Origin of the sequence: Pedobacter sp. WC2423, from assembly GCF_040822065.1 — a bacterium.
Taxonomy (GTDB): domain Bacteria; phylum Bacteroidota; class Bacteroidia; order Sphingobacteriales; family Sphingobacteriaceae; genus Pedobacter.
Genome location: NZ_CP162005.1, coordinates 4,138,156 through 4,160,909, shown reverse-complemented (window position 1 = coordinate 4,160,909; position 22,754 = coordinate 4,138,156). Strand labels below are relative to the sequence as shown.

Here is a 22,754-nt window from a genome sequence, read left to right as displayed (position 1 = left end):
TGGCATCATCAGACAATGAATCATGTTTAAGAAATTCATAGAAAGACCCGTACTGGCTACGGTGATCTCCATTTTACTGTTAATACTTGGATTCTTAAGTATGACAAAACTCCCGGTCACTCAATTTCCTGAAATTGCACCACCAAGTGTATTCGTAACAGCAGTATATCCTGGTGCAAATGCAGAAACAGTGGCGCGTACCGTTGCACCGTCCTTAGAAGATGCAATTAATGGTGTAGAGAGTATGACTTATATTAAGTCAACTTCAAGTAATGATGGCTCACTCAGTCTCCAGGTTTACTTTAAACTTGGTACAGACCCTGATCAGGCGGCAGTAAACGTACAAAACAGAGTATCTCAAGCCATTAGCCAGTTACCCACAGAAGTAGTTCAGATTGGCGTAACTACGCAGAAACAGCAGAACAGTATGATTATGTTCATGTCTATTTATGATGACAGTAAGAAATATGATGCTGCATTCGTGGAAAATTACGCGAAGATCAATGTGATTCCTGTGCTGAAAAGAGTTACAGGAGTTGGTAACGTTACTGTATTCGGGAACAAAGATTATGCGATGCGTATCTGGTTAAACCCGGAACAAATGGCTTCTTATGGTTTAGCTCCGCAAGAAGTAATGGCAGCTATTCAGGATCAGAATGTGGAAGCGGCTCCGGGAAAATTCGGTGAAGGCAGTAAAGAAGCATTTGAATATGTACTTAAATATAAAGGTAAGTCTAATCAGCCTTTAGGCTTTGAAGAGATGATTATCCGTGCAAATGCCGATGGGTCGGTATTGCGTGTAAAAGACGTGGCAAAAGTTGAATTCGGCTCTTATACCTATAGTGGCGACACCTGGGTGAATGGTAATTTCGGCGCAGGTATGGCTATTTACCAAACCGCAGGATCCAATGCGAATAAGGTACAGGAAGAAATTAATGAAGCGATGCTGAAACTATCAAAAACTTTTCCTAAAGGCTTAAGATATGAAACCCCTTTGAGTACAAAAGTTCAGCTTGATCAATCCATTTCACAGGTAATACACACTTTGATAGAAGCTTTTATCTTGGTTTTCATCGTTGTATTCATTTTTCTTCAGGATTTCAGATCAACTCTGATCCCCGCTATTGCCGTGCCGGTAGCAATTATTGGAACATTCTTTTTTATGCAGTTATTCGGATTCTCGATTAACTTGTTAACGCTGTTCGCCCTGGTACTTGCCATTGGAATTGTAGTAGATGATGCGATCGTTGTAGTGGAGGCTGTCCATTCAAAAATGGAACATGAGCATCTTGCTGCAAAACCGGCTACGCTATCGGCTATGCATGAGATAACCGGAGCAGTAATCTCGATTACCCTGGTGATGGCAGCTGTATTTTTACCAGTAGGTTTCATGGAAGGACCGACGGGGGTATTCTACAGACAATTTGCCTTTACCCTGGCCATCGCTATTGTAATTTCAGCAGTGAATGCATTAACACTGAGCCCTGCATTGTGTGCGTTATTCTTAAAAAACAACCATACAGCTCCAGCTCAAAAGACAAAGTTTAGCGACCGGTTCTTTACCGCATTCAATACCGGATTTTCAGCAATGACAGATCGGTATATCAAAAGCGTTAAAGTATTGATTCGTTTCAAATGGGCAAGTTTCGGTGCATTCGCTTTATTAATGCTTTTAACTTTCTGGATGCTGCGTACCACACCTAAAGGCTTTATTCCTGATGAAGATGGCAGTTTCATCGTATTTTCATTAGCGATGCCAGCCGGATCTTCTTTAGACCGGACCGGAAAGGCATTGAAAAAAGCCGATAGCATCATTAAAACCATACCTGCCGCTGAAAGCATTACGAGTATTTCTGGTTTTGATATGTTAAGCTCAGCTAATAGTCCCTCATTTGGTGTCGGTTTCATTAAATTAAAAGATATCGATAAAAGAGGAGAGATTAAAAACATTAATGAGATCATCGGTGTGATGAATCAAAAGCTATCTGCTATTCTGGAAGGCAATATATATGTATTTACCATGCCAACTGTCCCTGGTTTTGGAAATGTGAGCGGATTGGAATTTGTTTTACAAGACCGTACAGGAGCCAGGCTGGATAAATTCAGTGAAATTGCCCGGGGATTCACTCAGGAGTTAATGAAACGCAAAGAAATAGAAGCCGCATTTACCACTTTCAGAACAGATTATCCGCAGCTGGAAATGGAAGTTGATGCCGTAAAAGCCAAGCAACTCGGTGTAAGTATAAAAGAACTGATGGGTGTGATGCAAGCTTACTACGGAAGTATCCAAACTTCAGACTTCAACCGTTTCGGCAAGTATTACAGAGTTGTTGTGCAGGCAAATGTAGCTTCAAGAGCCACACCAGAAGCTATGAATGGAATATTTGTTAAAAACAACAGTGGCCAGATGGTTCCTGTTAACACGCTAATTAAATTAAAAAGAGTTTACGGTCCCGAAACTGTAGCCCGTTACAATCTTTTTAATGCGATTAGTATTAACGCAATGGCCAAAACCGGATTTAGTACAGGCGATGCAATTAAAGCCACGGAAGAAGTGGCAGCTAAATATCTTCCTGAAGGTTATAGTTATGAATGGACTGGAATGTCCCTGGAAGAAAAGACATCTGGCGGACAGGCAGCGACCGTATTCGGTTTGTGTTTACTTTTCGTTTACTTCCTGCTGGCTGCTCAATACGAAAGCTATATTTTACCACTGGCAGTTATTCTTTCTGTTCCTGTAGGTATTCTGGGAGTATTGTTAGCTGTTAACATGGCCGGGCTGGAAAACAACATTTATGTGCAGGTAGCCATGATCATGCTGATCGGTTTACTCGCTAAAAATGCAATTCTGATTATTGAATATGCCGTACAAAGACGGAAAGCTGGAATGACCTTATTAGATTCAGCTCTTGAAGCATCCAAACTCAGGCTGCGTCCAATTATTATGACCTCTCTTGCATTTATTGTCGGTTTAATCCCTTTGATGCGCGCGGTTGGGCCATCGGCATTAGGTAACCGTTCTATTGGAACAGGTGCGGCAGGCGGAATGCTGCTGGGTGTCATTCTGGGTGTGTTTATTATCCCGGTACTTTACGTCGCTTTTCAGTATTTACATGAAAAAATAAGTGGTAAGCCTACCGCAATAGAAAGTTAACAGACCTTTAGAAATCCAAACATGAAACTAAATAAATATATATACCTTTTAGCTGTACCGCTTGCATTCGCGGCTTGCAAAACCGGGAAGAACTATAGCAGACCGCAAACTGCCCTGCCTGAACAATTCAATACCAGCACAGCAGCAGCTTCCGGAAAAAGTATAGCCACTATTGCCTATAAAGATTTCTTCACAGAGCCAACCTTGAAGCAATTAATAGACAGTGCAGTGCTGCGTAATTTTGATCTGGCTTTTGCTATTAAGAATATAGAAAGTGCAAGATTAAGCTTAAAACAGGCAAACGCAAGCCTGTTTCCTGATCTTACGCTGCAAGTTAACGCAGCGACTAACAGATCTTCAGATAACAGCATAAACGGGAAGAGTGCGGCGATGTTTGCCGGATCAAAACATATAGAAGATTACAATGTGAGTTTAGGCTTGTCTTGGGAAGCGGACATCTGGGGGAAAATCGGAAGACAAAAAGAGGCCGCGCTTGATACTTATCTGCAAACTGAGGCTGCCGCAAGGGCAGTTCAAACCCAGGTAGTGGCTAGTGTAGCACAGGGCTTTTTTAATCTGCTGATGCTGGATGCTCAACTGGAAATAGCACATCGCAATGTGATACTGAACGATAGTACTTTAATGGTTATCCGTTTACAGAAGGAGGCCGGACAAGTCAATAGTCTTGCGGTGCAGCAGGCCGAAGCACAACGCCTTTCTGCTGCATTGCTTGTGCCACAATTAGAACAGACGATTGCCATTCAGGAAAATGCGTTAAGGACACTGGCAGGTGCTTTACCTTCAAAAATTGAAAGAAAAGTGAGCCTGACAGCTTTTATTGTACCTGAACATTTTACGACTGGTATTCCGGCAGATATACTGGCAATCAGACCAGATGTTAAATCTGCGGAATTAGCTGTCATGGCTGCTAATGCAAGGGTTGGAGCAACTCAGGCAAATATGTACCCTTCTTTAAACATCACGGCAAGTGGCGGGATCAATGCCTTTAAGGCAAGTAACTGGTTTAATATTCCCGGTTCACTGTTTGGTACAGTAGCCGGGGGATTAACACAACCAATTTTTCAGCGCAAGCAATTAAAAACGCAATTTGAACTCGCCAGGGTAGAAAAAGACAAATCTGTTATAGGGTTTAAGAGGGCTGTAGTTAACGCGGTAACCGAGGTTACCGATGCACTTGTCAAATTAGAAAAGCTAAAAAAACAACGTGAACTTGAGGAATCAAGAGTACAAACTTTAAAGCAGGTGATTAAAAATGCAGATATGCTGTTCAAAAATGGAATGGCAAATTATCTGGAGATCATTACTGCCCAAAGTAACGTATTACAGAGTGAATTGAATCTCATGGACATCGAACGTCAGCAGCTCAGTGCAATGGTAGACCTTTACCGTTCGCTGGGCGGAGGATGGAATTAGTAGTGCAAAAGCCAGAATTGTTTTAGATATTTGCAGAATAAATATCGCTGAAATCCTATTTAACGATCTCCCGATCCTATTTACGCTCATTATCTAAAACAACAACATGGCAATGCCGGCAAAAAAAGAACATGCAAAGAATATCGCACTGATAATTTTAGGAACCCTTATTTTCGCTTCGGGTATCAACTACTTTGCTATTCCTAATCAACTGTCTGAAGGCGGAGTGATTGGTCTGACCATTGTTGCCTTTTACTATTTTCATTGGTCACCTGGTATTCTGAACCTGATTCTGAATGCTATACTGATGGCAATAGGCTATAAGCTACTTGACAAACGTACCATCGTTTATACCTTATTTGGTATATTTTTCTCCTCCCTGTTTTTATTTCTTACAGAGAATACGCATCCTCCTTTAACTTCCAATCCACTGCTTGCTGCAATATTTGCAGGTTTGTTTGTTGGCGGGGGTATAGGCCTGGTTTTCCTTTCGGGAGGCACAACTGGTGGCTCAGCTATTATTGCCAGACTATTTCAAAAGCTCTGGGGATGGAAACTGGGTACAGCAATGCTGATCGTTGATATTGTAGTTATCGGACTTTCCACTTTTATTATTGGCCCTGAAAAAACGATGTATACCCTTGTTGCAGTTTATATTGGTGCAAGAGTTGTAGATTTTATAGTTGAAGGATTTAACACTAAAAAAGCAGTAACTATCATCTCTGCTCAATCGGTGATGATTGCTGAGAAAATAACAATGGGCCTGGTTAGAGGAGCAACTGTATTACATGGCCATGGTGCTTACACAAAAGACCGCAAAGAGGTTATCTATGTGGTAATCAGCAAACCTGAACTTATAGAATTAAAAATGATGGTACATGAAACAGATCCTGATGCTTTTGTAGTGATTCATGATGTCCATGATGTTTTCGGTAAAGGATTTACTATTTAAAAAGAGCCTGCAAATTTACACTGCCCCAAAAAAGTCAGACACTAATTTACAGGCTCTTTTTTTTCTATTTTTTCTCCAAAAGCTGTTGTGCTGCTGTTACCCAATTTTGAGTTGGCGTGAGTATATAGTCCGGCCTGATCCCGACATTATCTATACCAAGCCCCATATCAACCCTTCTGCTGCGACTGGTGGCATAATGTAACGCATAGGGCATGCAGCTAAAAGAGATATCTCTCACATTCGCATAATCCAGTACACCAGCAGAATTTTCGCCCATTACGATGATCTTTTTACTCTGCTTTGCTGTCAAAAGAAATTGCTCAGTCGTTGACCCGCAGCCTTTATTAATCAAGACCACAATCTTTTTGGGAAAGACCTTGATGCTATCTAATACCAAATCATTATCTGCACCCAGATCAATAAACTGATCGCGGTGAAGTTGCATCGCCTTTATCTTTTCACGAATAAATACTTTCTGGTCTTCGGGAATATCGTTCATTTTTAACAGTCCCCGCCATCCTTCCTCGTTATCTTCTGAAGCCAGGATATCCGGTCCTATAGTTTTTATTTTATTCGTATACAAATAAGGGATCAGAGGTCTGTAGGAGAAATCTGCACCCCCGCCATTATTCCTCAAATCAAGAATCAGGTTAGGTGTTCTTTCCAGAATTGCCCGGTTTGCCTGAATTGCAGAATCAATACTTTTAGCATTTCTCTGATTGAAGGTCCCGATCTGGATATAAAATGTCTGGTCTGAAAGCGATTTACAAGAGATGTCGTTTGTCAGAATCTTTTCCGTTTTCACGCCCGCTGTACCTTCTCTCTGCCAATCGCCAAATGCATTTTGACTTAGCTTTAATAAAACAGATTCCGGTGTATAATATTTATCATATATGATTCCTTTTAAGCCGGTTTTCTGAGCTTTCAATTCCATCATTACAAAACCTGGTTTCCAGGATTTATTTTTAGATTCGAGAACTACACCTGCATAATCACGAAAGCCATTTTCACTTTTGATCAGCGCTACTTTATAAATAGAGTCTTTGCTCCAGTAAATACCCGCTGTTCCGCCCGATTTCTTTAAACTGTCTACCTCATGTTTGCTGACTTCCTGTTTTTCAACATCCGCTATTAACCTGTCCTGATCTGCATCATATTTCTCTTTAGAAAGCCTGTTACGTCCAACTTCAATATGTCCATCCTTAAAAAAACCAATCCATTCGTTAATCAAATTGACACAGTAAGCCGACGAGGTGATCTTTTTGGATCTCTCCAATACCTGCGTGGAATATTTTTGATAAGCTATCTTAGTTTTAGGATTTACCTTATCACTGAATCCCGCATAATTCTTTTCAATTTTATTTTTAACATATTGAAATTCTTCTGCACAATTACAACTCTGAGAGAAGCTGCGGGTTTGAAATAGAAACAAGAAAAGAAGAGAAACAAGAATTACTTTCATGTGGGCTAAACTGGTAATTGATCAAATATAATTATATCTATAAGATCAATGCAGCAATAAAGAAATGCAGCAGATTTTTTACAGGATTTCCAATGCTTATATATTTCAATATTGTCATATTAATAAATATATAGAGAAATGAGCATGACAATATATCAAATAAGCAAAATAATAACTGTATTTATTATTAAACAATATAATTATTAAAAACAATTATTTTACTGTTAAAAATAGTTAAATTTATTTTTAGTATCAAATGACTGATACACAACAATCTATCCAAACCTATGAAAAACCTAACCATTTTCAATCTGTTAAAGTCCAGAACGGCACTTTTCGTTTTAGCAGGAACAATGATTTTTGCCTCCTGCAAAAAAGAAGTTGAAGTTCAAAACCCTGGCTCACAGGATGTTTCAACAACAAAAGTCAACGCCGAAGTATGGCGCAAAGCTAATTTGACAAATTATGAGTCCTTTCCACTTCCGGGAAGTCCTGAATGCATTGAGTTTAATGGCTGTACCTGGGCCGGGCAATTTGCATTTCTTTCCGGAAAACAGACTTTAAGCTGGGTAAAAGCAAATAATATTATTTCTATTCATTCAAAAGATGCAGGCAAGTACAAGTTAAAAACATTTAGAATAAGACAGGGAAGTAAACAAATCGATGCCAAAGTTTATGATAATTGCTCTGATTCTGATTGTAATGGATGCTGTACCATTAACGCGAATGAAAATGGAATTGGCTTCCTGATAGATCTTGAGAAATATACAATGCAGCGTTTCGGATCCGGATCAGGCATCGTAGAATGGAGATGCCTTGATTGTTAATCCTGAACGGTCTGCAATCAATGCCTTTTGACTAATTATAAAAAGTTTTATGAAAAATAAAAGGGGAGTTTTCTGAAGAGAGGCTCCCCTTTGTGCTGTAAATATTTTAGATTTCTTATCTTCCGGCAATATATAGCTCAAATCCAATTCATGAAAAAATTAGTAATCGCCATCCTTGCTTTATCCTTTGTGGCATGCAAACAGGAAAATGACGACAAAGTTAAAGAAGTAGATAAAAATGGTTCAGTAGAAACTAAAGTTCATATCTCTCACCTGAATGATTCACTTGATGTAATGAAGACTGAAAATATATTCTGGGTAAAGCATAAGAATGTTAAAGAAGTTACAAGATTAGATACGATTCCCGCTCTTGGATTCTCAACTGAGCAGGGAGAAAATAGCGCAGGCCAGGATACTACTCTAAAAGTCAAAAAAAACTATCAGCTCTTTATTACAGTAAATTAATATGAAGAAATCAAAAGTTGTAAACCTGGTGCTGATTACCGCAGCTTTGGCTTCCTGTAGTAAACCTAAACCAGACTGGGACTCTAATGAAGTTTATATGCGGTCTGATACTACCGCAAATTATACACATACCCAGGGTATGTATCTCTCCCCATTTCTATGGTACTATGCATTCAGGCCTTATGGCATGTTTTATGGAGGCAGTTATCATCATTCCGGCTACTATTCCTCTTCGCTTTCTGAACGCTCTAACATTGGCAGATCGGGCATGAAAGGCGCAGCAATAAGAGGCGGATTTGGCGGTTCACATTCATTTTCAGTTTCTTCATAATGCAAAGACATACCATTACTCCCAGAAACAACTGGCAATCCTCAGTAGAAAAACTAGGCTTTGGTTTTCATACAGCGGATGTTCCTTATTGGAATGAAAATGCTTATTACGAGTTTTCACTCTCAGAAGTAAATAAAATTGAAACAGCTACAGCCGAACTTTGGGGCATGTGCCTGGAAGCAGTGCAGTATGTTATAGACCATAAGCTATACCATAGATTTGCTATCCCGGATCGGGCAGTAGCGGTTATAGAAAAAAGCTGGAATGATGATGTCCCTGCGATTTACGGCCGTTTTGATTTCGGTTTTGACGGCACAGACTTAAAATTATTCGAGTTTAATGCAGATACACCAACTTCATTATTTGAAGCTGGAATTGTACAATGGTTCTGGCTACAGGATTTCGCGTCTCATAAAGATCAATTCAACTCGGTACATGAACGCCTGATTGATTACTGGAAATATTTAAAGCCCTATCTGTATGAAGGGATTTTACATTTTACCTGCGTCAAGCAATCACTGGAAGACTTAACGACAGCAGAATATATGAGAGATTGCGCTATTCAGGCTGGTATACCAACTAAACTCATTTTTATAGATGACATTGGCTGGAATCAGGAAGAGTGTGAGTTTGTAGATTTAGAAGATCAGGAGATTAAAAACATTTTCAAGCTTTATCCATGGGAATGGATGGTAAATGAGCCATTCTTTGATCAGCTGCTCTTAAACCCGGAAGTATACTGGATTGAGCCGGCCTGGAAAATGATTCTTTCTAACAAGGCTATATTACCTGTTTTGTGGAAGCTGTACCCTAACTGTCCTTATGTCCTGGAATGCTATTTCGAGGAAGAAAATACGCTGAAGAATTATGTAAAAAAACCGATCTATTCCAGAGAAGGGGCAAATATCAGCATGGTTAAGGATGGACAGATCTTAGCGGAAACCAAAGGTATTTATGGAAAAGAGGGGTTCATCTGTCAGCAGATATTTAACATCCCAAGATTCGACAACAAGATCCCGATCATCGGATCATGGATTATTGGTCAGCAACCCTCGGGCATGGGAATACGGGAAGATGATAGTTTAATTACCGGAAACACGTCCTGTTTCATACCCCATCTGATTAATAATTAAACTTAGCTGCCAGCCCGTATTGACGAAATGCTCCAGGGATTTTCTCTTTGAAATATTTAACTTTGTATATGAGCTCAATAGAGGAAAACGGAATTACCGACCAATATCTGGACAATATACAAACTGAGCGTACCCAATTCAGAGTCGCGAATACTTGCACAGCCAACTGTAGCCTGACTTCTTATAACCGCCGTGATTTCTATAAAATCACGCTGGCACTATCAGGTAACAGCATGCTGTATTATGCTAATAAAGCTATAGAAATTAACCAGCCAGCCCTGGTATTTACCAATCCTATGATTCCTTATTCATGGGAAGGTAACCATGAAGCTACGGTAAGTCACTTTTGTGTTTTTACTAAAGAATTTCTCCGGGAAAACGGACGTATACAGAGTTTGGAAGACTCCAGTTTATTTAAGCCAGGAGGTGAACCTATTTATTTTTTGACGAGTCAGCAGGCTGATTATATTCATAGCATCTTCGACAGGATGAAAATGGAGCAGGAAAGCGATTATATACACAAGAATGATCTGATTCGTAATTACCTGAATCTTATTATACATGAGGCTATAAAGATGCAACCAGCCGTGGCTTATTTTACTCCTCAAAAGGCTTCATCACGCATTGCCAAACTATTTTTAGATCTTCTGGAGAAACAATTTCCTGTGGATTCCCAGCAGTATACATTACTGCTTAAAAAGGCCAGCGATTATGCAGATCTGCTGGCTGTACATGTCAATCATTTAAATGCAGCGGTAAGTGAGATAACGGGACATTCAACTACAACTCATATTAATAACCGAATACTAGCTGAGGCAAGATCCCTGCTTACTCATACCGACTGGAATGTCGCAGAAATAGCAAGGAGCCTGGGCTTTGATTATGCTTCGTACTTTAACAATTTTTTTAAAAAACATACTGGACTTACGCCAATGGCATTGCGCAAAACTCTTTGAAAAGTATAATTAATGCTTTGAATTTTGTAGTGATGATCCGGATTACAGGTTATACATTTGATTAATAAAAAAACATAAGATCTTAACCATGATACAAGCCAAAGGATATGCAGCACAAGATGCTCAAACAGACTTAGCTCCCTGGAATTTTGAACACAGGGAAGTAGGGCCGCATGACGTTCAAATTGAAATATCATATTGTGGCGTCTGCCACTCCGACCTTCACCAGATTAAGAACGATTGGTTTCCGGGTATATTCCCAATGGTACCGGGACATGAAATCGTAGGAAAGATTGTTAAAGTTGGTGAACATGTGAAAAAATTCAGTGCAGGACAACTTGCCGGCGTTGGCTGTATGGTCGATTCTTGCCAGGTTTGCGAAAACTGCAAGGACGGTCTGGAACAATACTGCCTGGAAGGAAGTACTCAGACTTATAATAACAATGACAGATCGGGTGTACCTACTTACGGAGGTTACTCCAATACGATTGTAGTGCGTGAAGAATTTGTTCTGCATATCTCAGAAAAATTAGATCTGGCGGCAACAGCACCATTGCTTTGTGCAGGTATTACGACTTACTCACCTTTACGTCACTGGAAAGTTGGTAAAGGTCATAAACTGGCTGTTTTAGGACTAGGCGGATTAGGCCATATGGGCGTTAAGTTCGGTGTAGCCTTCGGTGCAGAAGTAACGGTATTAAGCACTTCTCCTGCAAAAGAGGAAGCAGCAAAAGCATTAGGAGCTCATCACTTTGTGGTTACCTCAGATCCAGCTCAGCTTGAAGCTGTAAAAGGCTCATTTGATTTCATTCTGGATACGGTATCTGCTGTACACGATATGGATATGTATATTTCGTTACTACGCACAAATGGTACACATATTTGTGTAGGAGTTCCATCTGAAGCTTATGCAATTCAGCCATTCTCTTTATTAGGTGGTCGTAAAAGTGTTGCAGGTTCTGGTATTGGCGGTATAGCTGAAACTCAGGAAATGCTTGATTTCTGCGCAGCACATGATATTGTTTCTGATATTGAGGTGATTGACATCAAAGATGTTACCGCATCTTACGAAAGAATGTTAAAAGGCGATGTCCGCTACAGATTCGTTATCGATATGGCGACCTTGTAAGCGTAAGGTTATTAATTATTTTGTAATTCACAAAAGAAGCCGTCTCATAATTGACTTATGAAACGGCTTCTTCATGGTATACCAGAATATGCATTGATGAGGTTTATTTAATTTTAACAGCTATCTCGCCGTCATCCATGCCATCAATATTCTTTTCCGCAAACACTTGTGGGGAAGCTTTCTGGAGCGTTTTGAGAATATCCGATGTAGAGCCTCCATGATATAGTGTTATCGAAGATCCTGAAGCACTGTATTTCATCTTGGTGCTTTGGATACCCTTTGCCGTTTGCAGTTTTTCATTTAGACCTTTGAGGGTCGCAAAGTCAACGCCGCTGAGTTTTACAGTAGTTTTTGTTTCCGATGAAAGGCCATTCTTCTTTTTGCCAAAAAAACCCAGGATCTTGTCACTCGTGCTTTTTGTCCGGTCTGCTGTATGGCCGGCCCTATCGGCTCTGTCGCTTGCCCTGTCAATTTTGTCCAAAATAGCTTGTGCTCTGGTTACTGTTGCCCCGAATAATATCAGGCCTGCACAAATGATCATGATCTTTTTCATAGTTCATTGATTTTTTATAATGTATAATCTTATCTACACTTAATAGGTATAATCGTGTGTGAAATCGGCAGTTTTGGCAACTGTAACATCTTTTTCATCGTTTTTAACTTCGCCGTTTATTTCTGCTTTGTAACTAATTTTGTAGGGCGAATTTTCTGCGTTTAAACATTGCACTCCTACACTGATAGCACTTAATGGTTTAATAGTTTCTATCACATAAGTTCTTGTGTTACCGCTAAAGTCATTTAAACCCAGACTTACGGAGTTTTCGCTGTTTTTCACTGCTCCGTTTACTTTCCAAACAGTAGATTCTTTCGGATCATTGGTTAACCCTACCATTACGAAGGATATATAAGCCGATGCAGGAGCACCAGTTACTGTAACCGTAAATTTGGCGGTACGTCCATTGGATGGCGAGGGGTCACCGCTGTCTTTCTTGCTGCATGATGAAAAACTTGCAAATAAAACGGCGCAAACAATAACAGTAATTAAATTTTTAAAAATAGATTTTTTCATAATTATTTGATTCGATATATAAATAAGCAGCAGCAAAACTATTCGATGGTCTTCGGACTTGAAATCCCCTTATTGGTGGTTTTTTTTCTACTGGTTTTTAGGTATTTTGATGACAGCAACAATGACTTTAATCAGGTTTTGAATTTTTAGCTGCATATTTAAAACCGATGAAGTACACTTGTTGACCTGCATATTATAGAAATGAAAAAAATCAAGCTGATCGTGATTTGCACACTTTGGTTAGTTAAGGCCTATTCACAGCAACAGATACCGCTCAATGAAAAACGGCATCTGGACAGTTTGGAAAACGTTTTACATACAAATAACCCGGATAGTACAAAGGCTAACGCCAATTTCTCGCTGGTAGAATACTGGAAATTTAAGGATACGGTGAAAAGCAAAATGTATTTGCTGCGTGGTAAACAACTTGCCGAAAAGTATCCATATTACAAAGCATTGTCACTTTTTTATGAGGGGCAATATTATTTTAACTGGAACACGGTAAAGGCAGCTGTAGCCTTTAAAAAGGCAGAAGAGGCATTATCTGTATTTAATACACCGAAGGCATTTGACAAGCGTGGTGCGGCCTGGTTCAATTATGCCATAATGAACAGGGCAACTAAAGGATATGAATTTTTAACCCGGATCATACTTGAAAAAGCCCTGCCGAATGCCGAAAAAGGAGGTAATAAAGTAACGCTTGCACATTTTTACACCCAACTTTCTACGCTCCTGATGAATAATTACCAGTTCGCTAAGGCCGGAGCATACAATCAAAAGGCAATTAAACTGCTACAAAACGGAGACCCACATTCAACCAATCTTTTGTTTGCTTACCTGAGTGGCGTAAGCATATATTGTTACGACGGTAAAGCAGAAAAGGCAAAGCCCTTATTACAAAAAGCCAAGGCGATAATAGCTCCTTTTCCCGAGTCGGTAAATTATACGCTATATTATTACAACGAAGCATTATACTACTTAACTGTTAAGGGGTTTGAGCAGGCACTAATAAGTGCAGATAAGGGAACTGCTTTGGCTAAAAAATATAATCAGAAACAATTATACCAGCAGTTCTTCTTCACAAAATATGAAGTTTATGGACAGCAGAAAGCTTACGGCAAAGCCAGACAAATCTTACTGGACATCGTTAAGGACGGCACACTTACAGCAACCGCCAACGACAAGGCAACAATTTATGGAGAACTGGCTAAAACCAGTAAAAACCTGAATGATTACAAAGCGGCTTATTCCTGGATGAATAAGCATCAGTTACTTACAGATAGTATCCATAAAGATCAAACACAGGTCAAGATCAACGAACTGGAGACTAAATACCGCAGTGCACAAAACCAGCAAAAAATCACTGCCTTAGAGGCGCAGAATAAACAGGCCGCGTTAAAAGCAAAAAATGAACATTTGTATAATTGGCTACTGGGCATTGGCTGTTTATCACTGCTGATTACTCTTGGTCTGGTGATTATGAATACTAAAAATAACCGGAAGCTATCTGCCCAAAAGGAGATCAACTACCAACAGCAACTCCGTGACCTGGAGCAAAAACAGCAATTAAAAGTAACCAAGGCCATGCTGGATGGTGAAGAGCATGAACGGGAGCGCGTTGCCCGCGACCTGCATGATGGCCTGGGCGGAATGCTGGCCGGTGTAAAAATTGGTTTATCAGGCTGGTCCAATACCAACGTGGGTATAGCAGCTGACAAAAATCTTCACCGGATTATTGGCCAACTGGATAGCTCTGTTAGCGAGCTGAGGCGCATTGCCCGTAATCTATTGCCAGAAACATTATTGAAATTCGGCCTGGAAGTAGCGTTGAAAGACCTTTGTGAATTTTACATGCGTGATGGTCTGCATATAGACTTTCAGTCTTTAAGTATTGATAAAAATATCACTCTAAACATACAGCTCAACATCTACCGGATCGTACAGGAACTTATTTCCAATGCTATTAAACATGCCCGTGCGTCAAATATCATGCTTCAATGCAGTCAGAATGATCACGTTTTTTTTATCACTTTTGAAGATGACGGCTGCGGGTTTGACACAACTGTCCTGGCCGGTAAAAAAGGTATGGGATTAGATAATTTAAAAAACCGGATAACGTTTTTAAAGGGGAGTTTTGAAATACAATCGGTGATTAATGAAGGGACAACCGTTAACATAGAACTCAATACTGATGCCACCAACTAAGTTACTTACTGCCATAGTCGACGACCACCCTATCGTAATCGAAGGGTTAAAGACCTTACTTGAAAATGAGCCGAACATAAAATTGGTTGGCGGCTTTTGCAGCGGTGCAGCTATACTTTCTTACATCCGGACCAACGAAGTAAATCTTATTTTGCTCGATATAACGCTCCCCGATATTAATGGAATGGACCTATGTCAGATCATCAAAAAAGAATCGGTATCGACCGTCATACTTATTCTAAGCAATCACACTGAGCGAAGCATCATTATGCAAACTATTCAAAATGGAGCTAGCGGCTATTTGCTGAAGAACAGCGCTGTAGACGAATTACGGCATTGTATCGCAGAAGCCGTAAAAGGAAACATTTGTTACAGTAAAGAAGTGATGGAGATCATCAGCCGTCCAACTAAGAATGATTTGCAAGGCGTGCCACGACTTACCCGAAGAGAAAAAGAGATACTCATGCTAATTGCTGCAGGTAAAACCAGCCAGTTGATCGGCCAGGAGCTGTTTATAAGCCCGTTAACCATAGATACGCACCGTAAGAACCTGATTCAGAAATTCGGCGTAAAAAATGTTGCTGAGCTGATCATGGCCGCTATACAACAGCGAATACTTTAGAATAATTGGATGTTATTTCTATATATTACCTATCATTCCGTCGATTTCCATCCATTTTTATACTGGATATTCTAATGAACCGGCAAATTCCACCTATTGTTACTTTCCTTTATATTTGGCTAATATTTTAGCTGTTAGCGCATGTTGCATATCATAGGAATAATTATTTCCCTATTTCTTTCAGTCCTTCTTTTTACAAAAAAGGGTAAATCTACAGCAGATCTGGTGTTGGCTTTTTGGCTGTTTTTAATTTCATTTCACCTATTCACTTATTATTTACTAGTCACAGGAAAGTTTAGCGAAATTCCTTATTTATTGGGTATTGAAATTGCTTTTCCGTTTATTCACGGCCCTTTTTTGTATCTATATACTGCCTTATTAACTAAAAAAACCATTAAATTAAATTTTGTTTTTCATTTTATTCCAACAATTTCGGTATACGTTGTATTATCCAAATTTTTTCTTTTGTCTGTAGCTGAAAAAGTTATAGTTTATAAGAATCAGGGTGCTGGTTATACAACAATATTAAAAATCATCCATTTTGCGGTAATGCCTTCAGGAATTCTATATATAGTGCTTTCTTTATTTTTGTTAAAAGAGCATCGTAAGATCATTTCAAATCAACTTTCCTATTTGGAAAAAATCAATTTAAGTTGGTTAAGCAAGCCAATGATTGGTATGGGTGTAATCTGGTTGTCCGTTCTTTTTGGTACCGACATGACTACTTTTGCATGTGTCGATTTATTTATCCTATACATAGGATATTTTGGCGTAAAACAAGTGGGCATCTTTACAAATAAAATTGAGGATCAAATAAAACACAATGGTGAGATAACATTCCCAATTAAATATCAGAGATCAGCAATAGGGGAAGCGCTTTTGTCAGAGATACACCTTGAGCTTTTAAAGCTAATGGATCAAAAAAAACTTTTTAAAGATCCAGAGCTAAGTTTGAACGGAGTTGCTAAACAGCTGAACATTCATTCAAATAGCTTATCTCAAGTTATCAATACATTAGAGAACAAGAATTTTTACGATTATATCAACGAACTAAGAATTAATGAATTTAAAACAATTGTCATTTTTCCTGAAAATCAAAAGTTCACATTGCTGTCATTGGCTTATGAAGTTGGGTTCAACTCTAAAACTTCCTTCAACAGAAATTTCAAGAAGATTACAGGATTATCACCAACAGCTTATCTAAAAAACCAGAAAATCCAGCTGCAAGCCACAATTTAATCAACAAATAAGTACCACCTTACAAAGTGGAACTATTTAAATGTCAATACTACACACCTTTATAAATAAGGTGGGGCCGTTTTATAATTGCCCATTTGATTTTAAAACTGATGAATTGAAATGAAAAAAAAGATCTTTTGGATTATGCTTGCTATACTGTCTATTCTTATCGGATTATATCCGCTTAAGTATCTGTTAAATGAAGGGAAAATTGGTATATTAAATGGTAAACCAGCTTGGCTCTTGAACAGTGAAATTTGGAATATCTCCTTTTATACACATATTATTTTGGGCGGAGTGGCGTTACTTATTGGATGGATTCAGTTTAATGCAAAGCTCAGGCTCAATAAGCCCTATATTCATAAATTCATTGGCAAAACATATGTTGTCTCAGTTTTATTAAGTTCTTTTTCAGGCTTCTATATTGCACTATTTGCAGACGAAGGACTATGGGCATCGCTTGGCTTTAGTTGCCTGGCTGTAATTTGGTTTTATACTACATTGATGGCTTATTTGACAGTCAGGAATAAGCAGTTTTTAAGACATCAAAATATGATGATCTATAGCTATGCAGCCTGTTTTGCTGCTGTAACATTGAGAATATGGTTACCTATCTTAATTATGATTATTGGTAATTTTGGCATATCCTATATTATTGTGGCCTGGTTATCCTGGATTCCCAATCTGTTTGTTGCTTACTTGATCATAAAAAGATTAGCGCTAAAAAATAATAGTCTTGCTAAGTCTTAAATCATCTCAATTTGTATAGTACAATTTCCTTTTTCGAATAAGGAAATGATCACACAAAAAATAGGTTGTCTTATCTTTGTAACCAATTTTATTTAATTCTTATATAATCAGCTTTTTCACCCTCAGATTCAACAACTAAAGTATCCCCCTTAAAAGAATAATTGGAATCAAATTCTTCATTTGAGGTTGCTTTCCCTTTGTAAAAGATTTTATCCCTACTAAGTTTATAAGTCATTTTTGAAATAACCTGTTCGCTTCCTTCTCCGGTTTTTTGGAAAAACTCACCTTTTTGGGTGAACTGTAAATACATTTTCCCGATGTATTTACCCGTTTTAGGAAGTTTTATATCTCCAACCCAATTACCAATGATTTTCTTTTCCTGATCTTTAGTTGCAGAATTACAACTCAAAAAGATTAAAACGATTAATATGACTAGTTTTCCTTTCATAAATTTCAACTTTTTGATATGACTTAACATTCATTTCATTACTACAAGCAGGCTTATTTTATCAGCAATAAAAATATAAAAAAAACCATAAACACTTTTGGTTCTGAACCAAGCCATATTGTCAAGCTGATATTAACCGTTCGGTTCTTTTAATATAATCTTTTATCGGAAAACTTGAAATCCTGTATTTTCGGTAAGGGTCTGATTAAAACTATTTTTTTTCTTTTATTTAATATTTTTTTTGAATCTAACCTATCATCAGTTTCGGTTCTGAGCCCCGTAATTAAGTTAAATTCAGTTTCTGTAAATACTGTATATTCGTCAATATAACCTTTGGATGTATTATGAGTTATCTTTTTTACATTAATTAATTCAAAATTGCCATTGCGGTATTTGAAATCGTAAGTAATATTTCCTCCTTTAATTTCACTCCACATTGTTAAAATCCCTTTTTCAATAAAAAAATCTGGAATTTGGAATTCACTGTGTTTTCCATGTTTTTCAACAGGATATTGTGGTTCAATTATTTTAGTCGAAGATACAGCTAAAGTTAATTTTCCATTTGGCTTAGATAGAAAAATTTGCAATATTAATGGCCTTGTTTCATCTACTGTATCCATTTTCACCAGTATTTTATCCATTTTACCGTCATTATTTAAGTCGCCTTTTTCTTCTCTTACTTCATAAGTATAATTGTCTTTCTTTTTAATATTTTGAGCGGATAAATTCATTTGGACTGAAATCAAAATGCACACAAAGTATAGATAAAGGTTTTTCATAATTTTCAGTTTATTTGTTTTAGCTTTTTTTAACTGACGACTAACTCATGAATATAGGGACATTCATCGCTCCCGGACACAAAAAGTCGTTAAAATAAATGAATTAAGTTTAGCCTGATCTATCTCTTTTAAAGTCTGGACAGTTCAATTCTTTTTGATTATTTGCGTTTTGCTTTCAACAAATAATCCATCGAGGTCTAATATATTCTTGGGTTTGGTACATTATTAAAGTCAATACTTATACATAAGTATAAGCCCTTAAAGCAAAAAAGCCAGCAGTTATGTATAACTGCTGGCCAAATCCGTGGCCGCACGGATCCAAATTTCAAACTACTTTGTTGATATAATAAAAGGGCAAAAAGCAACTGGTCATTAATTTAGACTACTGCAATTAATTGCAGGCAGAATTTGAATCTGCACCTTTCCTGTAGGGAACGTCATACCGAAGTATTACCAATTTACGGCACCTTTATTAATTGATAAGGAGCAACAAGCGAACGCGGGACGGGGGAACCGCTTTTGGGACTCGAACCCACATCATAATTTGCATTACAATGCCCACCCCCTTCCAATGTGCGAAGTAACCCGTTTCTACGGCATCCTTATATTTTAAATTCTTGTAAAGTAATGGGAATACCTAACATCCCCATACTATTTTATAATTCTATTTTATTGATTGCATCCAAAGCTGTTTCTCCATTTTCTAAAGTCGCTAAAACCTCAAAAACCTTATCGCTCCAGCCTGCTATCAGATATACATCATTGCGCAATACCTGTAGTGGCATTTGTCCGTAACCTTTCAGATCAAACAGGTAGAGCTTTGCTTCTGGTGAAACTTCTGCTTTATAACGCAACCATAAGGCATTTATATGATCACCAATGGTAGAAGATGAGTTATTGTTATATAACTGGCAGTCGGTAAACATCATCACCTTATCAATTTTAGCCTTCCGTGATAACAAATCTTTGATCACCAGATAGCCGTTCGTTGCATAACCGACTTCACCCTCTCTGCGATATAATTCCATTACATTGCCCAGTATGTTATTGCGAGGCACCGTTATGGTTTTCCAGGTATCGCCAAACATACCCACTTCTACATTTTTACACCTCGACTGCAAAAGCATCGCAAGCATTAAACCGATATCATAGAGCAAAACTTTCGATTTTGCAGAAACCGGAGTTTGCATTGATCCTGATACATCACACGCCAGCAATACGCTGGTTGAATGATCAAACCCTTTGATATTAGCGGCACTTGCCTTTATGGCTTTCTCTAAAGCATCCGGCAGCACATCAGCGTACCTGTTATTACCAAATAACAACGCATTCACCTTTTTCGCAAGGACTTTGAAGCGTGCTTCAGTTTCCGGCACCACTAATTCTCGATATGCTGCCAGATAACGAAAAGGGAACTGTTTAGCCTTAGCTACTTCATTCGCGTCGGATAAACGTGCACATACCTTTTGGAAATGTGCATAGCCTACGCCAGCTTCTTTTATATTTCGCAGGTTACGTAATAAAGCCATATAACCCAGTTTTCCACTGTCTATCAGCTCTTCCCACTTGGCACAAAATGCCCTCGTTCTTGCTTCATCGCTATCATAGTTCAACTGTCCCAGGGCTGAAAGCTCAGTTTCCCAGGTATATGGTGTTTGTAAAGTCCCGTTTACTATTTTATTGAACAACTCCTGCTGCGCATTGTCCACTGCCTTTGGATGAACCAAAAATAAAGCATCACGTAACCTGACATTACTATCACGGTTGTACTTGGCAAACTGATATTCATCAAAACGGTTAAATGTTCCTGCTAAACCTTTTTGTATTTGCTTTGATAAGCGATTTAGCTTTTTAGTACCAGTACGCTCATTTAATAACTCATAACAGGCCAGCAGTTCTGTGATTTCGTCTGCCCGTTTCACTACCCCTTCCGTAACCCGGGCGACTAAATCATCGCCCGAGTGCACCTTTGCCAATTCGGTTACCAAAACTAAAGGCACCGAACGCATATTCATTTTAGTGCGGGAGTAAACGGCCAGTTTACCCACAAATATTGGATTGCACTTAGTTATTAATTTTTGCAGGCGGGTTAAGCGCGCCTCGTTCTTTTCGTAAAAGGAATCATTTAAGCTCCACGTAACAACGGTAGTGTACAATTCCATTTCTGCGCTGACCTTAAATGCAATTGCGCCTTCCTTGTTTAGGACCTGGTCTTTTGTTTTGCTTAAACTGTTAAATTTCATTGTAAACCTCCTTCTTTCTCATTGTTAGTACAAAGAAACATCTGTCCTGCGCAGTGTATTTGCGCAGCTGTAAATATTTCAAATTTATTTTTACTGCCTAGTCTTCAGGCTTCTCTCTAGCGTCCGCCATTCTCACAATTCTAGGTTCGAATTTAGCCAGAACCTCTACCAAATCATTTTGTGCTGCCATAACAGTATGTATATCTTTATATGCCATTGGAGCCTCATCCATATCACTCCCCATAAGTGTAATACGCTTTTCAACCAGATTTGATGCGATCACTGCTTTGTCCAGCGTTTTAAAAGCAGCACTTCGGCTCATCAATCTTCCCGCACCATGGCTTGCTGAGTTAATACTGGTTATATTTCCTTTTCCACGCACCAGGAATCCCGGTGTACTCATAGATCCGGGAATAATTCCCAGCACCCCCTCGCCAGCTGGTGTTGCTCCTTTTCTGTGTACCATTACATCTGTACCATCGGCAAGTTTTTCTTTCCATGCAAAATTGTGGTGATTCTCTATCCGGGCAATCGGGTTAACTCCTAAAGAACGGGCTATTTTATTATGTATCTCGTGGTGATTAGCACTTGCATATTCACCAGCAAGGTTCATCGCTATCCAATACTCCTGTCCCTCATCTTTATCCAGATCAAGCCAGGCCAGATGTTTCGCTTCGGCAGGCAACTTGGTTTTCGTCATGGCAATCTTGCTATAATGATCAGCCACAGCTCCACCAAATCCACGGGAGCCTGAATGCGACAGCAATGCCAGATACTTTCCGGCAGGAATACCACCTAGAGCACCGTCGGCAATAGTCAGTTCTCCCCATTCCACAAAGTGGTTACCCGTCCCGCTTGTTCCCAGCTGTGCGTAGGCTTTATTCTTTAGAGAACGTATTACTTTAGTTTCGTTCCAGGTCTTACTATCAAACAATGAACTATCAAAGTATGACTTTGTCGTACACCCCATACCGAAATAAGTGTTATCAACCAAAATATTTTTCAGCTTGTCAGTTTGGGTATCTACTGCTTCTGCAGGAAGGTCAAAAATACTTAAACACATACGGCATGCAATGTCGACCCCAACTGCGAATGGAATAATTGTATTTGCAGTAGTCGCCAATACCCCGCCAATTGGCAACCCATAACCTTGATGGGCATCAGGCATAAGAGCTCCCGCAACAGCGATAGGTAATTGTACCGCAGTTCTCATCTGTGCAAGAGCGCCAACCTCTATGTGTTCTAATCCCCATACCGGGAAATCAGCTATTTCTGCCTTCAGTTTAAAGTTACAGCGTTCTTGTTTTATAAATTTTCCGTCCTTACGCATAGCGATAATACTTTCGGCAAGGTTGTTAAACTTCCCGCCCTTTCTTAAGGCATAAGGCATCGGATCGTCAATCAATGCTTCCAGATTAGCCAATATCTCAGGCTTAGCCATTACGCTATGTTTCAGCAACCCATTAGCCACGCGGCTAAAACTTACCAATATTTCCACATCGTTGATTCCTAATGACTTCAATTCGTTATTACTAATCTTTTCTTTTTCCATGACC

General features: G+C 38.9%; 20 protein-coding genes. 13 read left to right on the top strand and 7 right to left on the bottom strand.

All coding sequences use genetic code 11. The features are described from left to right. Window positions 1–22 precede the first annotated feature (22 nt). The 3 genes from AB3G38_RS17305 to AB3G38_RS17295 all read left to right on the top strand — a co-directional run bounded on the left by AB3G38_RS17305 (window position 23) and on the right by AB3G38_RS17295 (window position 5,540). A complete protein-coding gene (locus AB3G38_RS17305; RefSeq protein ID WP_367865079.1) occupies window positions 23–3,154 on the top strand; it encodes an efflux RND transporter permease subunit in 3,132 nt (1,043 codons plus the stop codon). 21 nt (window positions 3,155–3,175) lie between these two features. Further along, window positions 3,176–4,588, top strand: coding sequence for an efflux transporter outer membrane subunit (locus tag AB3G38_RS17300; protein WP_367865078.1), 1,413 nt, complete (start codon window positions 3,176–3,178; stop codon window positions 4,586–4,588). A gap of 106 nt (window positions 4,589–4,694) precedes the next feature. Then, a complete protein-coding gene (locus AB3G38_RS17295) occupies window positions 4,695–5,540 on the top strand; it encodes a YitT family protein (protein WP_367865077.1) in 846 nt (281 codons plus the stop codon). Between the two features lie 64 nt (window positions 5,541–5,604). Here AB3G38_RS17295 and AB3G38_RS17290 read toward each other — a convergent pair whose 3' ends face one another. Continuing rightward, complete coding sequence (locus AB3G38_RS17290; protein ID WP_367865076.1) at window positions 5,605–7,002, bottom strand: S41 family peptidase; 1,398 nt, start codon at window positions 7,000–7,002, stop codon at window positions 5,605–5,607. Between the two features lie 287 nt (window positions 7,003–7,289). On the opposite strand from AB3G38_RS17290, the gene AB3G38_RS17285 reads away from it, so the two are divergent. The 6 genes from AB3G38_RS17285 (at window position 7,290) to AB3G38_RS17260 (ending at window position 11,843) form a co-directional block, all read left to right on the top strand. Then, window positions 7,290–7,829 carry a hypothetical protein gene (locus tag AB3G38_RS17285; RefSeq protein ID WP_367865075.1) on the top strand — a complete coding sequence of 180 codons (540 nt, stop codon included), beginning with the start codon at window positions 7,290–7,292 and terminating at the stop codon, window positions 7,827–7,829. A 150-nt stretch (window positions 7,830–7,979) separates the two neighbouring features. Then, window positions 7,980–8,294 carry a hypothetical protein gene (locus tag AB3G38_RS17280; RefSeq protein ID WP_367865074.1) on the top strand — a complete coding sequence of 105 codons (315 nt, stop codon included), beginning with the start codon at window positions 7,980–7,982 and terminating at the stop codon, window positions 8,292–8,294. Between the two features lies 1 nt (window position 8,295). After that, a complete protein-coding gene (locus AB3G38_RS17275) occupies window positions 8,296–8,625 on the top strand; it encodes a hypothetical protein (RefSeq protein WP_367865073.1) in 330 nt (109 codons plus the stop codon). Beyond that, on the top strand, window positions 8,625–9,758 hold the full coding sequence (locus AB3G38_RS17270) for a glutathionylspermidine synthase family protein (protein WP_367865072.1): 1,134 nt from the start codon (window positions 8,625–8,627) through the stop codon (window positions 9,756–9,758). The genes AB3G38_RS17275 and AB3G38_RS17270 overlap by 1 nt, the downstream gene beginning before the upstream one ends. 68 nt (window positions 9,759–9,826) lie before the next feature. After that, window positions 9,827–10,714 (top strand): helix-turn-helix domain-containing protein, encoded by an 888-nt coding sequence (locus tag AB3G38_RS17265; RefSeq protein ID WP_367865071.1) that lies wholly within the window; start codon window positions 9,827–9,829, stop codon window positions 10,712–10,714. 88 nt (window positions 10,715–10,802) lie between these two features. Next, a complete protein-coding gene (locus AB3G38_RS17260) occupies window positions 10,803–11,843 on the top strand; it encodes an NAD(P)-dependent alcohol dehydrogenase (protein ID WP_367865070.1) in 1,041 nt (346 codons plus the stop codon). Between the two features lie 103 nt (window positions 11,844–11,946). Here AB3G38_RS17260 and AB3G38_RS17255 read toward each other — a convergent pair whose 3' ends face one another. Together AB3G38_RS17255 and AB3G38_RS17250 are read right to left on the bottom strand one after the other, a co-directional pair. Further along, window positions 11,947–12,396, bottom strand: a complete 450-nt coding sequence (locus AB3G38_RS17255) for a hypothetical protein (RefSeq protein ID WP_367865069.1) — start codon at window positions 12,394–12,396, stop codon at window positions 11,947–11,949. Between the two features lie 39 nt (window positions 12,397–12,435). After that, window positions 12,436–12,912 carry a hypothetical protein gene (locus AB3G38_RS17250; RefSeq protein ID WP_367865068.1) on the bottom strand — a complete coding sequence of 159 codons (477 nt, stop codon included), beginning with the start codon at window positions 12,910–12,912 and terminating at the stop codon, window positions 12,436–12,438. Between the two features lie 201 nt (window positions 12,913–13,113). Here AB3G38_RS17250 and AB3G38_RS17245 point away from each other — a divergent pair, with 201 nt between their 5' ends. The 4 genes from AB3G38_RS17245 (at window position 13,114) to AB3G38_RS17230 (ending at window position 17,728) form a co-directional block, all read left to right on the top strand. Next, the gene (locus AB3G38_RS17245; RefSeq protein WP_367865067.1) at window positions 13,114–15,117 is read left to right on the top strand and encodes a sensor histidine kinase; all 2,004 of its coding nucleotides are present in this window, start codon (window positions 13,114–13,116) and stop codon (window positions 15,115–15,117) included. Then, window positions 15,104–15,739: a response regulator gene (locus tag AB3G38_RS17240; protein WP_367865066.1), complete on the top strand. Its 636-nt coding sequence runs from the start codon at window positions 15,104–15,106 to the stop codon at window positions 15,737–15,739. Before AB3G38_RS17245 ends, AB3G38_RS17240 begins: the two co-directional genes overlap by 14 nt. Before the next feature lie 141 nt (window positions 15,740–15,880). Further along, window positions 15,881–16,978, top strand: a complete 1,098-nt coding sequence (locus tag AB3G38_RS17235) for a helix-turn-helix domain-containing protein (protein WP_367865065.1) — start codon at window positions 15,881–15,883, stop codon at window positions 16,976–16,978. Window positions 16,979–17,098: 120 nt separating this feature from the next. Continuing rightward, window positions 17,099–17,728 carry a DUF2306 domain-containing protein gene (locus AB3G38_RS17230; RefSeq protein WP_367865064.1) on the top strand — a complete coding sequence of 210 codons (630 nt, stop codon included), beginning with the start codon at window positions 17,099–17,101 and terminating at the stop codon, window positions 17,726–17,728. Between the two features lie 88 nt (window positions 17,729–17,816). On the opposite strand, the gene AB3G38_RS17225 is transcribed toward AB3G38_RS17230, so the two are convergent. The 4 genes from AB3G38_RS17225 to AB3G38_RS17210 all read right to left on the bottom strand — a co-directional run bounded on the left by AB3G38_RS17225 (window position 17,817) and on the right by AB3G38_RS17210 (window position 22,750). Then, window positions 17,817–18,176 (bottom strand): hypothetical protein, encoded by a 360-nt coding sequence (locus tag AB3G38_RS17225; protein WP_367865063.1) that lies wholly within the window; start codon window positions 18,174–18,176, stop codon window positions 17,817–17,819. A 149-nt stretch (window positions 18,177–18,325) separates the two neighbouring features. Further along, a complete protein-coding gene (locus tag AB3G38_RS17220; protein WP_367865062.1) occupies window positions 18,326–18,955 on the bottom strand; it encodes a hypothetical protein in 630 nt (209 codons plus the stop codon). Window positions 18,956–19,611: 656 nt separating this feature from the next. Further along, a complete protein-coding gene (locus tag AB3G38_RS17215) occupies window positions 19,612–21,198 on the bottom strand; it encodes a TROVE domain-containing protein (protein ID WP_367865061.1) in 1,587 nt (528 codons plus the stop codon). Window positions 21,199–21,295: 97 nt separating this feature from the next. Then, complete coding sequence (locus AB3G38_RS17210) at window positions 21,296–22,750, bottom strand: RtcB family protein (RefSeq protein ID WP_367865060.1); 1,455 nt, start codon at window positions 22,748–22,750, stop codon at window positions 21,296–21,298. Window positions 22,751–22,754: the final 4 nt, after the last annotated feature.